This window comes from Lysobacter sp. CCNWLW3 (assembly GCF_036697405.1).
GTDB lineage: Bacteria > Pseudomonadota > Gammaproteobacteria > Xanthomonadales > Xanthomonadaceae > Lysobacter.
The window spans coordinates 282646-296584 of sequence record NZ_JBAHWA010000004.1 but is presented as its reverse complement, the minus strand read 5'-3'; the positions used below and the strand labels follow the sequence as shown (position 1 = coordinate 296584).

Here is a 13939-nt window from a genome sequence, read left to right as displayed (position 1 = left end):
GCGGCATCACAGTCCCAGGCGTCCCGTGGATGGGACAACCGTTCCGCTAGCCTGGTCACGCTTGTTCCACGCGATTTGCGCCGGCGATGCGAGCCATCGCGCTCCGCTTCAAGGTGGGGCGGCGCAAGCGGCGACCGTCACGCTCACGAGCCTGCGCGGGCCGCCCGACCGTCGCGGTCGCCGCTCGCGCCGCTCCTGTGCCGGACCCGCGCGGCACGACTTGGTTAGCATCGGCGCAGCCCCGATATCCCCGGCATGGCCAACGACGGAGCGGCGATGGAGCGAGCGACGACGGCGGATGCGACGCGCAAGGTGCTGCTGATCCACGGCATCTGGATGCCGGCGCTGTCGATGCGCTGGATGGCCGCGCGCCTGGCTCAGGCCGGCTACGAGCCCGCCCTGCATGCTTATGCCGGCGCCGCCGGCGGCCCGGACGCGGCCCTGCCCGGCTTGGTCGCACGCCTCGGCGCCGGCCCGACCCACGTCCTGGCCCACAGCCTGGGCGGCCTGATCACCCTCAGCACCTTGGCCGCGCACCCCGAACTGCCGGTCCGGCGCGTGGTCTGCCTGGGCTCGCCCCTGTGCGGCAGCGCCGCCGCCGGCGGGCTGGCCCGCCGTGCCTGGACCGCGGCCGCGCTGGGCCGCAGCGCCGAACTGCTGCTGCACGGCTGTCCGCCCTGGCGCGGCCGGGCCGAGGTGGCGGTGATCGCCGGCTCCACCCCGCACGGCCTGGGCCGCTATTTCGGCGATCTCGGCCCCGACAGCGACGGCACCGTGGCGGTCGCCGAGACCCGCCTGGACGGGCTCAGCGACCATGCCGTGATCGCCGCCAGCCATACCGGCCTGCTGTTCTCGGCCGAGGCCGCCGCCATGGCCGCGGCCTATTTCCGGCATGGCCGCCTGCGCGCCTGAGCCCCGGCCGGCCCGGCCTGGGCGCGCCGGCCCCGGCGGACGCGCACTATCGAGTAAAATCGCCGGCTTGTTCACAGATTGAGCCGATAACGCCATGGGTAGAGGTCCGTCGATCGAAGCGCGCAAGAACGCCGAGGACGCGCGGCGCGGCAAGATCTTCACCAAGATCATCCGCGAGATCAGCGTGGCCGCGCGCCGCGGCGGCGGCGATCCCGGCGGCAATCCCAGCCTGCGCACCGCGATCGACAAGGGCCTGTCGGCCAACATGTCCAAGGACGTGATCGAACGCGCGGTGAAGAAGGCGACCGGCGCCCTGGAAGGGGTGGAATACGAGGAAGTGCGCTACGAGGGCTACGCCCCGGGCGGCGTGGCGGTGATCGTCGACTGCCTGACCGACAACAAGGTCCGCACCGTCGCCGACGTGCGCCACGCCTTCGGCAAGTTCGGCGGCAATCTGGGCACCGACGGTTCGGTCGCGTTCCTGTTCCAAAAGCGCGGCGTGCTGTGGTTCCCGGCCGGCTCGGACGAGGACAAGATCACCGAAGCGGCGATCGAGGCCGGCGCCGACGACGTCGTGGTTTATCCGGACGACGGCTCCATCGACGTGCTGACCGCGCCCGACGCGTTCGCCGCGGTGAAGGCGGCGATGGAGGCGGCCGGCCTGGCGCCGGAGCAGGCCGAGGTCACCTACCGCGCCGAGAACGACATCGCCGTCGCCGGCGAGACCGCGCAGCAGGTGGTCAAGATGCTGGCCTGGCTGGAAGACCTGGACGATGTCCAGAACGTCTACTCCAACGCCGAACTCGGCGCCGACGCCTACGCGTAGACTGCCTGCGTGATCCGCATCCTCGGCATCGACCCCGGTTCCCAGCGGACCGGCCTGGGCGTCATCGACGTCGCGGCCGACGGCCGCTGCACCTATGTGCACGCGCAGGCATTGAAGCTGCTCGACGCCGAGGACTTCCCGTCGCGGCTGGGCTTGCTGTGCGAGGGGCTGGAAGCGGCGCTGGACGAATGGCGGCCGCAGCAGGTCGCGATCGAAACCGTGTTCATGGACAAGTCCGCGATGTCGGCGTTGAAGCTGGGCCACGCCCGCGGCGCCGCGCTGGCGACCGTGGTGCGCCGGCGCATCCCGATCTGCGAATACGCCCCGCGGGTGATCAAGCAGTCGCTGGTCGGCCGCGGCGCGGCCGACAAGCAGCAGGTCCAGCACATGGTGCGTTTGCTGCTGAACCTGCCGGAAATGAAGCTGCAGGCGGACGCCGCCGACGCCCTTGCGGTGGCCCTGACGCATGCGCATATGAGCGCTACCGCGGCCCGCACCGGCCTGAGCGCGGTGCAACTGCGCAGGCGCGGCACATGAGCGCGCGGCATCGTCATCCCAAGGGAGTGTGTCCGTGATCGGTCGTCTCAAAGGCATCCTGGTGCACAAGGCGCCCCCGTGGATCGTCGTGGACGTCAACGGCGTCGGCTACGAGCTGGAAGCGCCGATGAGCACCTTCTACGACCTGCCCGAACTGGGCCGCGAGGTCGCCTTGTTCACCCATTACGCGCAGAAGGAGGACAGCGTCTCGCTGTACGGCTTCCTGCGCGAGAGCGAACGCCGTCTGTTCCGCGATGTGCAGAAGGTCAGCGGCATCGGCGCCAAAATCGCGCTGGCCGTGCTGTCGGGCGTGCCGGTCGAGGAGTTCGCGCGCCTGGTCCAGATTGGCGACGTGACCGCGCTGACCCGCATCCCCGGGATCGGCAAGAAGACCGCCGAGCGCATGGTGGTCGAGCTGCGCGACCGCGCGGCCGGCCTCTATGGGGATGGGCTCGTCGGCTCCGGTAGCGTCCTGGGCGGCAACGGCGTGCCCGCCGACCCGCAGAGCGAGGCCACCGTCGCCCTGCAGCAACTGGGCTACAAGCCCGCCGAGGCCGCGCGCATGGCGCGCGAGGCCACCGCCGCCGGCGACGACGCCGCCGCCATCATCCGCAAAGCGCTAAAGTCCGCGCTTCGCTGAGCCCACGGCGGCCCCCGCCCGGAGCACTCGCACCATGGCTTCCACCGTTCCTTCCGCTGCGCCTTCGCGCAAGAACTCTCATGACGCCCAGGGCCACGGTCACGGCCACGGCGGCAAGGGCTTGCCCGGGCTGGTCGTCGGCGCGATCGGCGTGGTCTTCGGCGACATCGGCACCAGCCCGCTGTACACCCTGAAGGAGGCGTTCTCGCCGCACTTCGGCCTGGTCGGCAACCACGACACCGTGCTGGGCATCCTGTCGCTGGTGTTCTGGGCCCTGATGATCGTGGTCACGCTGAAGTACGTGACCATCATCATGCGCGCCGACAACGAGGGCGAGGGCGGCATCATGGCGCTGATGACCCTGGCCCAGCGCACCCTGGCCAAGGGCGGACGCTCGGCCTACGTGGTCGGCATCCTGGGCATCTTCGGCGCCTCGCTGTTCTTCGGCGACAGCGTGATCACCCCGGCGATCTCGGTGCTGGGCGCGGTCGAGGGCCTGGAAGTCGCGGCGCCCGGCCTGCACCGCTTCATCGTGCCGATCACCGTGGTGATCCTGGTGATGGTGTTCCTGGCCCAGCGCTTCGGCACCGAGAAGGTCGGCCGCGTGTTCGGCCCGATCACCGTGCTGTGGTTCCTGGCCTTGGGCGCGATCGGCATCCACAACATCATCGACGCGCCGGAAGTGCTGAAGGCGCTGAATCCGATCTGGGGCGCGCGCTTCTTCATGGAACACGGCGCCCACTCGGTGCTGATCCTGGGCGTGGTGGTGCTGGCGGTGACCGGCGGCGAGGCGCTGTACGCCGACATGGGCCACTTCGGCGCCCGGCCGATCCGCTACGGCTGGTACATCATGGTGCTGCCCTGCCTGATGCTGAACTACCTCGGCCAGGGCGCGTTCGTGCTCGATCACCCGGCCGCGGTGCGCAACCCCTTCTTCGAGGCGGTGCCCTCGTGGGCGTTGTACCCGATGATCGTGCTGGCGACGATGGCGGCGGTGATCGCCTCGCAGGCGGTCATCACCGGCGCCTATTCGGTCGCCCGCCAGGCCATGCAGCTGGGCTACATCCCGCGCATGCAGATCAAGCACACCTCGCACGACACCATCGGCCAGATCTACGTGCCCTACATCAACTGGATCCTGGCGATCGCGGTGATCACGGTGGTGCTGGCCTTCCGCAGCTCGACCGCGCTGGCCACCGCCTACGGCATCTCGGTGTCGGCGACCATGCTGATCGACACCCTGCTGCTGGCCCTGGTCGCGCGCGCGCTGTGGCCGCGCTGGCGCACCTGGGTGCTGCCGCTGTGCGTGGTGTTCTTCGTCGTCGATCTCGGCTTCGTGGTCGCCAACGGCGCCAAGTTCTTCGACGGCGCCTGGTTCCCGGTGGTGCTGGGCCTGACCGTGTTCACGGTGATGCGCACCTGGCGCCGCGGCCGCGAGCTGCTGCACGACGAAGTGCGCAAGGAAGGCATCCAGCTCGACAGCTTCCTGCCCGGTCTGATGCTGGCGCCGCCGATCCGGGTGCCCGGCACCGCGGTGTTCATGACCGCCGACAAGGGCGTGGTCCCACATGCGCTGCTGCACAACCTCAAGCACAACAAGGTGCTGCACGAGCGCAACGTGTTCCTGACCGTGGAAACCTTGAACGTGCCGCACGCGCCGCGCGAGAAGCGGCTCAAGATCGAAGCCATCGGCGACGATTTCTACCGCGTGCTGATCCGTTTCGGCTTCATGGAAATGCCCGACGTGCCGCTGGCGCTGATGCGCTCCTGCGACGCCGGCGGCATCTACTTCGACCCAATGGACACCACCTATTTCGCCAGCCGCGAGACGGTGGTCGCCAGCCGCCACCGGGGCATGCCGATCTGGCGCGACCGCCTGTTCGCGTTCATGCACCGCAACGCCGCGCCGGCGACCGGTTTCTTCCGCATTCCGGGCAACCGCCTGGTCGAGCTGGGCGCGCAGGTCGAGATCTGAGCGCGGCGTCGCCGGAACGTGCGCCGCGGCGTGGGCGGCCCGCGCGCGGCCATGCGAACATAGGCGCATGACCGACGACCGCATCATCGCCCCCGGCGCCACCCGCGAGGACGAGGCCCTGGAGGCCTCGATCCGGCCCAAGCGCCTGGACGAGTACCTGGGCCAGCAGCCGGTCCGCGAGCAGCTCAAGATCTACATCGAGGCCGCCAAGGGCCGCGGCGAGGCCCTGGACCACGTCCTGATCTTCGGTCCGCCCGGCCTGGGCAAGACCACCCTCAGCCACGTGATCGCCAACGAGCTGGGCGTGAACCTGCGCCAGACCTCCGGCCCGGTGATCGAGAAGGCCGGCGACCTGGCCGCGCTGCTGACCAATCTGCAGCCGCACGACGTGCTGTTCGTCGACGAGATCCACCGCCTCTCGCCCGTGGTCGAGGAAGTGCTGTATCCGGCGATGGAGGACTACCAGATCGACATCATGATCGGCGAGGGCCCCGCGGCGCGCTCGATCAAGCTCGACCTGCCGCCGTTCACCCTGATCGGCGCCACCACCCGCGCCGGCCTGCTGACCGCGCCGCTGCGCGACCGCTTCGGCATCGTCCAGCGCCTGGAGTTCTACAGCGCCGAGGAACTGACCCGGATCGTGCGCCGTTCGGCCCAGATCCTGGGCATCCACTGCGAACCCGAGGGCGCGGCCGAGATCGCCAAGCGCTCGCGCGGCACCCCGCGCATCGCCAACCGCCTGCTGAGGCGCGTACGCGATTACGCCCAGGTGCGCGCCGGCGGGCGTATCGACAACGCGACCGCGGACGCGGCCATGGCCATGCTCAAGGTCGACCCGCAGGGCTTCGACGAGCTCGACCGGCGCCTGCTGACGACCATCGTCGAATCCTTCGACGGCGGCCCGGTCGGGATCGAATCGCTGGCCGCCGCGCTCAGCGAGGAACGCGGCACGCTCGAGGACGTGATCGAGCCCTACCTGATCCAGCAGGGCTATCTGGTCCGCAGCGCGCGCGGCCGCATGGCCACGCCCAAGGCCTACCGGCACATCGGCCTGAAGCCGAAAGCCAATGCCGGCGGGCTTTTCGAAGAGGGTTGAGCGAGTGATTGCACCGGCGTTCAGTTGGCCGACACGCGTCTATTGGGAAGATACCGACGCCGGTGGCGTGGTCTACCACGCGCAATACCTGGCGTTCCTGGAGCGCGCGCGCAGCGAGTGGGTGCGCGCGCAGGGTTACGGCCAGGAGCGGCTGCGGCTGGAATTCGAGCTGGTGTTCGCGGTCCGCGCGATGCAGATCGACTTCCTCAAGCCCGCGCGGCTGGACGACGCCCTGTCGGTGTCGGCCGAGCTGCGCGAGTGCCGCCGCGCCAGCCTGGTGTTCGCGCAGGCCATCCACCGCGGCGGCGAGCGCCTGCTCACGGCGACCGTGCGGGTGGCGGCGCTGGACGCGCAGGGCTTCCGTCCGCGCCCGATTCCGGCGGCGCTGTACGAGCCGCTCAAAGCGCTGGAAACCCCGGCGTCGCAGGAAACAACGTAACCACTAGGCCCGTGCTGCGGGCTACGGAGAAACAAGCATGACGTCATCGTTGATCGCGCTACTGGCCACGACCGTGGAAGCCCTGCCGGAACAGGCCGCCAGCGCGGCGACGCAGGTCGCCAGCGCCGCCACCGCCGCCGGTGGCGACTTCAGTCTGCTGGCCCTGTTGCGCGACGCCAGCTTGCCGGTGCAGTTCATCATGGCCCTGCTGGTGCTGGCCTCGGTCACGTCCTGGATCATCATCTTCCGCAAATGGAAGGTGATCCGGCGCGCCAAGCACGAGGCCGACCACTTCGAGGAGCGCTTCTGGTCCGGCGCCGAGCTGAGCAAGCTCTACGCCGGCACCACCGAGCGCGGCCGCGGCGTCGGCGGCCTGGAGGCGATCTTCGAAGCCGGCTTCCGCGAGTTCAACCGCATCCGCCAGCGCCGCGGCGTCGACGCCCGCGCCCAGCTCGAAGGCGCCCAGCGCGCGATGCGCGCGACCGGTTCGCGCGAGCTCGACGGCCTGGAGCACAACCTCGAACTGCTGGCCAACATCGGCTCCACCTCGCCCTACATCGGCCTGGTCGGCACCGTGTTCGGCATCATGGTCACCATGCATTCGCTGATCTCGACCACCAAGCAGGTCGGCATCGCCGACGTCGCGCCCGGCATCTCCGAGGCGCTGCTGGCCACCGCGATGGGCCTGTTCGTGGCGATCCCGGCGGTCTGGGCCTACAACCGTTTCGCCACCGGCGTGGAGCGCCTGTCGGTGCGCTACGACGCGTTCTCCGAGGAGTTCTCCTCGATCCTGCAACGGCAGTCCCACCTCGACGAAGCCTGATGCGGGCCGCACGCACGCATCCGCACCCGAGCGCGTCCGCGCGCCTGCGCTTTCCGCCCCCGCGGAAGGCCTCGTAAAGAAAGAGAGGCAAGGCCATGTCCGGCATATCCACGCGCCGCCACCGCAAGCGCAAACTCAAGGCCGAAATCAACGTCGTGCCCTACATCGACGTGATGCTGGTGCTGCTGATCATCTTCATGGTCACAGCGCCCTTGCTGACCCTGGGCATCGACGTCGACCTGCCCAATTCCAACGCCAAGTCGATCGAAACCAAGAACGATCCGGTGGTGGTGCAGGTCGACGCCGCGGGCAACTACTTCCTGGCGGTCAAGGCCGACAAGAAGGAAGGCGTGACCGCGCAGACGCTGCGCACCCGCATGAGCGCGCTGGTCGCCGAGAACGGCAAGGACAAGGTCCAGGTCTACGTGGCCGGCGACGGCCAGTCGAACTACCAGCGCGTGATGGACGTGATGAACATCCTGCAGGGCGCCGGGGTCGAGAAGGTCGGCCTGATCAGCCAGCCCGAGAAGAGCAAAGCCCGATGAGGGAAAGCAAAGCCGACACCGCGCAAGCCGTCGGTTTGGCCCTGGCGCTGCACGGGCTGCTGATCCTGGCCCTGCTGCTCAGCGCCCTGAACTGGGGCGGCGCGCCGGAAGGCGGCGGATCGCCGATGGCCACCGAGCTGACCGACGCCTCCGACCTGTCGGCGACGATGCAGCGCACCCTGCGCAGCCAGGTCGCGCCTGCGGTCGAGGAGCCCTTGCCGCAGCCCGAACCCGAAGACGCCCTGCCGCTGCCGCAGCCGGAACCCGAGCCGCGCCCGCAGGACGCGCCCACGCCGCAGCAGCAGGCGCCGCAGGACTTCATCCCGGTCCCCGACGAAACCACTCAGGAGCAGGTGGTCGACACCCCGACCCCGAACCAGGCCACCGAGCAGCAGGTGCAGGAGGCCAAGCGCCAGCAGGACCAGGTCGACCTCACGCAGCAGGAGCGCCAGCTCGAGATCCAGCGCCAGCAGCGCCTGACCGCGATGGAACTGGAGCGCCAGAAGCAGCTCGAGGACATCCGCCGCAAGCGCGCCGCGGCCGCGCGCGAGGCCAGCCTGGCCGAGCAGCGCCTCAAGCAGCTCGCCGACGCCCAGGCCCGCAGCGCCTCGTCCAGCCAGGCCGACGCCAGCCAGCCCAATCCCGGTACCGGCGGCCAGGGCGATCCGGGCCTGATGGCGGCCTACCAGGCCGCGCTGCAGGCGGCGATCCTGGCCAAATGGACCCGGCCCGACAACGTGCCCCTGGGCGCCAAGTGCCGCCTGGTGATCCGCCAGCTCCAAGGCGGTACCGTCATCGACGCGCAGGTATCGTCGCCGTGTTCCTACGACGAGCAGGCGCGGCGCTCGATCGAGGCCGCGGTGCTCAAGGCCCAGCCCTTGCCCTACGCGGGCTTCGAGAAGGTGTTCAACCGCCAGCTCAACTTCAATTTCACCGCCCAGGACCAGTGAACCGGGCCGCTTGGGCGGCTCCAATGCTTGCTCAGCTTGAATTCGTTCAGCTTTGAGGTGGCGTTCACCTCCAAACTGTTAAGAATCCCAAGCTGAACAGTGCCGCGTCCGAATGATCCGTATGGAGTGCCGATGAACCGACCCCTGTCCTGGCTGGCCGCGCTGCTGGCGCTGCTGCTTCCGTTTTCCGCCGCCGCCCAGGGGCTGGATGTCGATATCGTCGGCGGCAAGGCCGCAGCGCTGCCGATCGTGGTGGTGCCCATGCCCTATCAGGGCGCCGGCGCCGCGCCGGCCACCGATATCGCCAAGGTGATCCGCGACGACCTCAACCGCTCGGGCCAGTTCCGCGGCCTGCCGGTGGAGCGCATGGCCAGCCAGCCCAGCCGCGGCAGCGACATCAACTACCCGGAATGGCGCGCGATCAACCAGGACTACATCGTGGTCGGGCGCGTGATCGACGGCGGCGCCGGCAGCTACCGCATCGAGTACGAACTGTTCGACGTCGCCAAGCAGCAGCGCCTGGCCGGCTTCGCCTACACCGCGCGCGCCAACGTGGTGCGCGACGCCGCCCACCAGATCGCCGATGCGATCTACCAGAAGATCCTCGGCGTGCGCGGCGCGTTCTACACCCGCATCGCCTACGTCACCGCCAACGGCACCGGCCGCGGCGCCGACTACGTGCTCAAGATCGCCGACTCCGACGGCTTCAATCCGCAGCCGGTGGTGCGCTCGCCCGAGCCGCTGCTGTCGCCGGCCTGGAGCCCGGACGGCAACCGCCTGGCCTACGTCAGCTTCGAGGGCGGCAACTCCTCGATCTACATCCAGAACATCAGCTCCGGCAGCCGCGAACTGGTGGCCAAGTACCGCGGCATCAACGGCGCGCCGGCGTTCTCGCCGGACGGCCGCCGCCTGGCCCTGACCCTGTCGCGCAGCGGCAACCCCGAGATCTACGTGATGGACCTGGGCAGCCGCGCGCTGACCCAGCTGACCAACCATTTCGGCATCGACACCGAGCCGACCTGGAGCGCCGACGGCAGCAAGATCTACTTCACCTCCGACCGCGGCGGCAAGCCGCAGATCTACCAGGTCTCCTCCAGCGGCGGCGGTGCCACCCGCGTGACCTTCCAGGGCAGCTACAACGCCACCCCCAGCGTGTCCTTCGACGGCAAGAAGATCGCGGTCGCGCAGGGCGCGGGCAACACCTACCGCATCGCCATGATGGACAGCAGCCTGGGCTCGGCGCGCTGGAGCACGCTGTCGCCGGGCTCGCTGGACGAGTCCCCGACCTTCGCTCCGAACGGCGCCATGATCATTTATGCTGCGCGCGAAGGCCGCCGCGGCGTGCTGTATTCGGTCTCCGCCGACGCTCGCGTGCGCGAGCGGGTGGTGCTGGACGACGGCGACGTGCGCGAACCGGCGTGGGGTCCCTACCGCACGCCGCAGTGACTGCGAGCCATTCCCCAGATCGATCCCCCGGCACCTGCTGTCCCGCTAATCCTGCCCCCTGTTCCACCAGACGAGGAAAACCCATGAACAAGATCGCTCCTGCCACCGTCGGCAAGGTCGTGCTCGCCGCACTGCTTTGCACCGTCGCTGTCGCCTGCTCCAAGAAGGTCAAGGAAGTTCCGCCGACCGACTCCGGCAGCAACGTCGGCACCACCCAGCCCTCGACCGACACCGGTCCGGTCGCCTCGGGCGCGTACGGTCCGAACGATCTCGACACCGACGCCTGCCTGCGCCAGCGCGTGGTCTACTTCGATCTGGATCAGGACAGCCTGAAGCCGGAGTTCCAGGCCATCGTCGGCTGCCACGCCAAGTACCTGCGCGACCGTCCGTCCTCGCGCATGACCCTGGAAGGCAACGCCGACGAGCGCGGCAGCCGCGAGTACAACCTCGGCCTCGGCGAGCGCCGCGGCAATGCGGTGTCCTCGGCGATCCAGGCCAACGGCGGTTCGGGTAGCCAGATCACCGTGACCTCCTACGGCGAAGAGCGCCCGGTCTGCACCGAGTCCAACGAGGACTGCTGGGCCAAGAACCGTCGCGTCGAGATCGTGTACACCGCCAAGTAATCGGACCCACGATCGATGCGCACGTTCGCACAGACCCTAGCGGCTTCGATCGTCTGCGGAGCGGCGGCCCTCGCGGCCGCCGCCCCCGCTTACGCCCAACGCGCCAGCCTGGCCGACCGCGTCACGGTGCTGGAGCAGCGCGCGGCCAACAACCAGGCCAATGTCGACCTGCTGAACCAGGTCACCCAGCTCAAGTCCGAACTCCAGGCCCTGCGCTCACAGGTCGAGGAATTGCAGCAGCAGAACCAGCAGCTGCAGCAGTCGAGCAAGAACCAGTATCTGGACCTGGACGGTCGCCTCAACCGGCTCGAAGGCGGTGCCCCGGCCGCACCGGCACCGGCATCGGCGCCGGCCGCCGCCGCACCCAAGCCAGCGGCCGTCGCTCCGCCGCCGCCGGCTCCGCACGCGGCCGCCCAGGACCGCCCGCCGGCGGTCTACGGCGACCCCGGCGCGGTGGCCCAGAGCGCCGACGAGCGCAGCGCCTACGACATCGCCTTCAACGCGCTCAAGGCCGGCCTCTACGCCGACTCGGCGCGCATGTTCCAGGCCTTCGTCGAGACCTACCCGAACGGCACCTACACGCCCAACGCGCTGTATTGGCTGGGCGAGAGCTACTACGTGACCCAGAACTACCAGCTCGCCCTGGTCCAGTTCCAGTCGCTGTACGAGCGTTACCCCACCCACGACAAGGCCCCGGGCGCGCTGCTCAAGCTCGGCCTGTCCCAGCAGGGCCTGCGCCAGATCGACGCCGCCGAACGCACCCTGGGCGAAGTGGTGTCGCGCTTCCCCGGCACCGACGCGGCGCGCGCCGCCTCCGACCGCCTCAACGCGCTCCAGCTCGGCCGCCTGCGCTGAGCCGCCCGCCCAGCCGCTCCCGGTAGGAGCGGCGTAAGCCGCGACCGCACCAGCTCGATCCCCGCCGCACCCCGGGCTGCCGAGGCCGCCCCTCCCGTCGCGCCCGCGCGCCGCAGCATTCCAGCGCCGTTCGGGCCCTGGCGGCCCGGCTCCGATAAACTAGGCGTATGAACGCCGTATCGACCGACGCGGCCCTGGCGTCGCCCGAGCGCCTGCGGCTGACCGAAATCTTCCTGTCCCTGCAAGGCGAAGCCCGCAGCATCGGCTGGCCGACCGTGTTCGTGCGCCTGACCGGTTGCCCGCTGCGCTGCCAGTACTGCGACACCGCCTACGCCTTCCATGGCGGGGAGTGGTGGCAGATGGACGACATCCTGGCCGAGGTCGCCCGCCACGGCGCGCGCCACGTCTGCGTGACCGGCGGCGAGCCGCTGGCGCAGAAGCGCTGCATCGGCCTGCTCGCCCGCCTGTGCGATGCCGGCTACGAGGTCTCGCTGGAAACCTCCGGCGCGATCGACATCGCCGAGGTCGACCCACGCGTATCGCGCGTGCTCGACATCAAGACCCCGGATTCCAAGGAAGCGCACCGCAACCTGTGGAGCAATCTGGCGCTGCTGACCGCGCGCGACCAGGTCAAGCTGGTGATCTGCAGCCGCCAGGACTACGACTGGGCCAAGGCCGTGGTCGCGCAGCACCGCCTGACCGAAGTCTGCGACGTGCTGTTCTCGCCCAGCTTCAGCCAGGTCAAACCCAGCGACCTGGCCGACTGGATCGTCGCCGACCGCCTGCCGGTGCGCTTCCAGCTGCAGCTGCACAAGATTCTTTGGAACGACGAGCCGGGGCGGTAAGCGCCGGGATTCGGGATTGGGAATTCGGGATTCGCAACAGCGGCTTCCGACTCAGCCGGATTCTGCGTTCCTCCCATCGCTCGCTCCGACCAATCCCTAATCTCCAATCTCGAATCCCGAAATGAAAAAAGCCGTCGTCCTCGTTTCCGGTGGCATGGACTCCGCCGTCGTCATCGCCATCGCGCGCGAGCAGGGCTATGCCGTGCATGCGCTGAGCGTGCGCTACGGCCAGCGCCACACCTCCGAGCTCGATGCCGCCGCGCGCGTGGCACGCTCGCTGGGCGCGGTCGCGCACAAGACCGTCAACGTCGACCTGCGCAGCATCGGCGGCTCGGCCCTGACCGACGAGGCGATCTCGGTGCCGCTGGATACCGACCACCACCCGGTCGGCGTGGACGCGGCCAAGGACGACATCCCGGTCACCTACGTGCCGGCGCGCAACACCATCATGCTGTCGGTGGCGCTGGGCTGGGCCGAGGTGCTGGGCGCGGCCGACATCTACTGCGGCGTCAACGCGGTCGACTATTCGGGTTATCCCGACTGCCGCCCGGAGTTCGTCGAGGCCTTCGAACGCCTGGCCAATCTGGCCACCAAGGCCGGCGTCGAGGGCGCGGGCCTGCGCGTGCGCGCGCCGCTGCAGTACCTGAGCAAGGCCGACATCGTGCGCGAGGGCCTGCGCCTGGGCGTGGATTTCGCCCAGACCGTGTCCTGCTACCAGGCCGACGACGAGGGCCGCGCCTGCGGCCACTGCGACGCCTGCCGCCTGCGCGCCGAAGGCTTCGCCGCCGCCGGCGTGGCCGATCCCACGCACTACGTCTGAACCGCGGCGCCGGGCCCCGGCTGCATGGGGGCCTGACTCGGCGCGGACGGCTTGTTAGAATGGCCGACTCCGGCACGCTGCCGGCGATGTTCCGGGCCGTTAGCTCAGTCGGTAGAGCAGAAGACTTTTAATCTTTTGGTCGTAGGTTCGAATCCTACACGGCCCACCAATCCCAGCCGCTCCTCGCCCTGGCCATGCGCCGCAGCAGCGAGCAGGCCCCGAAGCGGCGAGCCCGCCGCCGCCTCCGACAGCTTCCACTGGCGAACTCCACGGGCCGATCACCATTTGGCGCTGGGCGATGTGCCCAGGTCCTCGTACAGGCCGAAGACGTCGTTGCCGTCCACTCCGGGATCGCCGATGGCGTACAGGGTGCCGAACACCGCCTCGTAGGTCGCGCTGCGATAGATCAGGCAAAGGTCCGCCGCCGGGATGCCGGCGGCGAGCGCGCGCTCGATCACCGGACCGACCGCGGCGAAGCCGGCCTCGGGATCGCGCTTGCAGTTGGCGATGATGTTGTCGAGCACGCTGGGGTCGTCGAGCGGGTTGATGATCTCCCGCCACAGATGCTCGACCAGTTCTTCTCTCGTGGTCATAACGACTCCTGGCG

General features: G+C 69.5%; 16 protein-coding genes and 1 tRNA gene. 16 read left to right on the top strand and 1 reads right to left on the bottom strand.

Going from position 1 to position 13939, the window contains the following annotated elements; all coding sequences use genetic code 11:
- Positions 1-255 precede the first annotated feature (255 nt).
- The 16 genes from V1318_RS10235 to V1318_RS10160 all read left to right on the top strand — a co-directional run bounded on the left by V1318_RS10235 (position 256) and on the right by V1318_RS10160 (position 13501).
- On the top strand, positions 256-912 hold the full coding sequence (locus V1318_RS10235; protein WP_332939542.1) for an alpha/beta hydrolase: 657 nt from the start codon (positions 256-258) through the stop codon (positions 910-912).
- Between the two features lie 94 nt (positions 913-1006).
- The gene (locus V1318_RS10230; RefSeq protein WP_332939541.1) at positions 1007-1738 is read left to right on the top strand and encodes a YebC/PmpR family DNA-binding transcriptional regulator; all 732 of its coding nucleotides are present in this window, start codon (positions 1007-1009) and stop codon (positions 1736-1738) included.
- 9 nt (positions 1739-1747) lie between these two features.
- Positions 1748-2275 (top strand): crossover junction endodeoxyribonuclease RuvC, encoded by a 528-nt coding sequence (ruvC, locus tag V1318_RS10225; protein WP_332939540.1) that lies wholly within the window; start codon positions 1748-1750, stop codon positions 2273-2275.
- 34 nt (positions 2276-2309) lie between these two features.
- The gene (gene ruvA / locus V1318_RS10220) at positions 2310-2915 is read left to right on the top strand and encodes a Holliday junction branch migration protein RuvA (protein ID WP_332939539.1); all 606 of its coding nucleotides are present in this window, start codon (positions 2310-2312) and stop codon (positions 2913-2915) included.
- Between the two features lie 34 nt (positions 2916-2949).
- Entirely contained in the window at positions 2950-4890 is a 1941-nt protein-coding gene (locus tag V1318_RS10215) for a potassium transporter Kup (protein WP_332939538.1), read from the top strand.
- A gap of 67 nt (positions 4891-4957) precedes the next feature.
- A complete protein-coding gene (ruvB, locus tag V1318_RS10210; RefSeq protein WP_332939537.1) occupies positions 4958-5986 on the top strand; it encodes a Holliday junction branch migration DNA helicase RuvB in 1029 nt (342 codons plus the stop codon).
- A 4-nt stretch (positions 5987-5990) separates the two neighbouring features.
- A complete protein-coding gene (gene ybgC, locus V1318_RS10205) occupies positions 5991-6425 on the top strand; it encodes a tol-pal system-associated acyl-CoA thioesterase (protein ID WP_332939535.1) in 435 nt (144 codons plus the stop codon).
- A gap of 37 nt (positions 6426-6462) precedes the next feature.
- Positions 6463-7248, top strand: a complete 786-nt coding sequence (gene tolQ / locus V1318_RS10200; RefSeq protein WP_332939534.1) for a protein TolQ — start codon at positions 6463-6465, stop codon at positions 7246-7248.
- A 95-nt stretch (positions 7249-7343) separates the two neighbouring features.
- The gene (tolR, locus tag V1318_RS10195; protein ID WP_332939533.1) at positions 7344-7793 is read left to right on the top strand and encodes a protein TolR; all 450 of its coding nucleotides are present in this window, start codon (positions 7344-7346) and stop codon (positions 7791-7793) included.
- Positions 7790-8743: a TonB C-terminal domain-containing protein gene (locus V1318_RS10190; RefSeq protein WP_332939532.1), complete on the top strand. Its 954-nt coding sequence runs from the start codon at positions 7790-7792 to the stop codon at positions 8741-8743. The genes tolR and V1318_RS10190 overlap by 4 nt, the downstream gene beginning before the upstream one ends.
- A gap of 132 nt (positions 8744-8875) precedes the next feature.
- Entirely contained in the window at positions 8876-10189 is a 1314-nt protein-coding gene (gene tolB / locus V1318_RS10185; RefSeq protein WP_332939531.1) for a Tol-Pal system beta propeller repeat protein TolB, read from the top strand.
- An 83-nt stretch (positions 10190-10272) separates the two neighbouring features.
- On the top strand, positions 10273-10812 hold the full coding sequence (pal, locus tag V1318_RS10180; RefSeq protein WP_332939530.1) for a peptidoglycan-associated lipoprotein Pal: 540 nt from the start codon (positions 10273-10275) through the stop codon (positions 10810-10812).
- 15 nt (positions 10813-10827) lie between these two features.
- Complete coding sequence (gene ybgF, locus V1318_RS10175) at positions 10828-11667, top strand: tol-pal system protein YbgF (RefSeq protein ID WP_332939529.1); 840 nt, start codon at positions 10828-10830, stop codon at positions 11665-11667.
- 167 nt (positions 11668-11834) lie between these two features.
- Complete coding sequence (gene queE, locus V1318_RS10170; protein WP_332939528.1) at positions 11835-12512, top strand: 7-carboxy-7-deazaguanine synthase QueE; 678 nt, start codon at positions 11835-11837, stop codon at positions 12510-12512.
- A gap of 121 nt (positions 12513-12633) precedes the next feature.
- The gene (queC, locus tag V1318_RS10165) at positions 12634-13332 is read left to right on the top strand and encodes a 7-cyano-7-deazaguanine synthase QueC (protein ID WP_332939526.1); all 699 of its coding nucleotides are present in this window, start codon (positions 12634-12636) and stop codon (positions 13330-13332) included.
- A 93-nt stretch (positions 13333-13425) separates the two neighbouring features.
- Positions 13426-13501, top strand: a tRNA-Lys gene (locus V1318_RS10160).
- Between the two features lie 109 nt (positions 13502-13610).
- On the opposite strand, the gene V1318_RS10155 is transcribed toward V1318_RS10160, so the two are convergent.
- Positions 13611-13925 (bottom strand): hypothetical protein, encoded by a 315-nt coding sequence (locus tag V1318_RS10155; RefSeq protein WP_332939525.1) that lies wholly within the window; start codon positions 13923-13925, stop codon positions 13611-13613.
- Positions 13926-13939 lie beyond the last annotated feature (14 nt).

Excerpts from the sequence above, each read along its gene's own strand:
- V1318_RS10235 (WP_332939542.1), top strand. The coding sequence starts at position 256 with ATGGCCAACGACGGAGCGGCGATGGAGCGAGCGACGACGGCGGATGCG.
- V1318_RS10230 (WP_332939541.1), top strand. The coding sequence starts at position 1,007 with ATGGGTAGAGGTCCGTCGATCGAAGCGCGCAAGAACGCCGAGGACGCG.
- V1318_RS10215 (WP_332939538.1), top strand. The coding sequence starts at position 2,950 with ATGGCTTCCACCGTTCCTTCCGCTGCGCCTTCGCGCAAGAACTCTCAT.
- ruvB (WP_332939537.1), top strand. The coding sequence starts at position 4,958 with ATGACCGACGACCGCATCATCGCCCCCGGCGCCACCCGCGAGGACGAG.
- tolQ (WP_332939534.1), top strand. The coding sequence starts at position 6,463 with ATGACGTCATCGTTGATCGCGCTACTGGCCACGACCGTGGAAGCCCTG.
- tolR (WP_332939533.1), top strand. The coding sequence starts at position 7,344 with ATGTCCGGCATATCCACGCGCCGCCACCGCAAGCGCAAACTCAAGGCC.
- V1318_RS10190 (WP_332939532.1), top strand. The coding sequence starts at position 7,790 with ATGAGGGAAAGCAAAGCCGACACCGCGCAAGCCGTCGGTTTGGCCCTG.
- tolB (WP_332939531.1), top strand. The coding sequence starts at position 8,876 with ATGAACCGACCCCTGTCCTGGCTGGCCGCGCTGCTGGCGCTGCTGCTT.
- pal (WP_332939530.1), top strand. The coding sequence starts at position 10,273 with ATGAACAAGATCGCTCCTGCCACCGTCGGCAAGGTCGTGCTCGCCGCA.
- ybgF (WP_332939529.1), top strand. The coding sequence starts at position 10,828 with ATGCGCACGTTCGCACAGACCCTAGCGGCTTCGATCGTCTGCGGAGCG.
- queE (WP_332939528.1), top strand. The coding sequence starts at position 11,835 with ATGAACGCCGTATCGACCGACGCGGCCCTGGCGTCGCCCGAGCGCCTG.
- queC (WP_332939526.1), top strand. The coding sequence starts at position 12,634 with ATGAAAAAAGCCGTCGTCCTCGTTTCCGGTGGCATGGACTCCGCCGTC.
- V1318_RS10155 (WP_332939525.1), bottom strand. The coding sequence starts at position 13,925 with ATGACCACGAGAGAAGAACTGGTCGAGCATCTGTGGCGGGAGATCATC.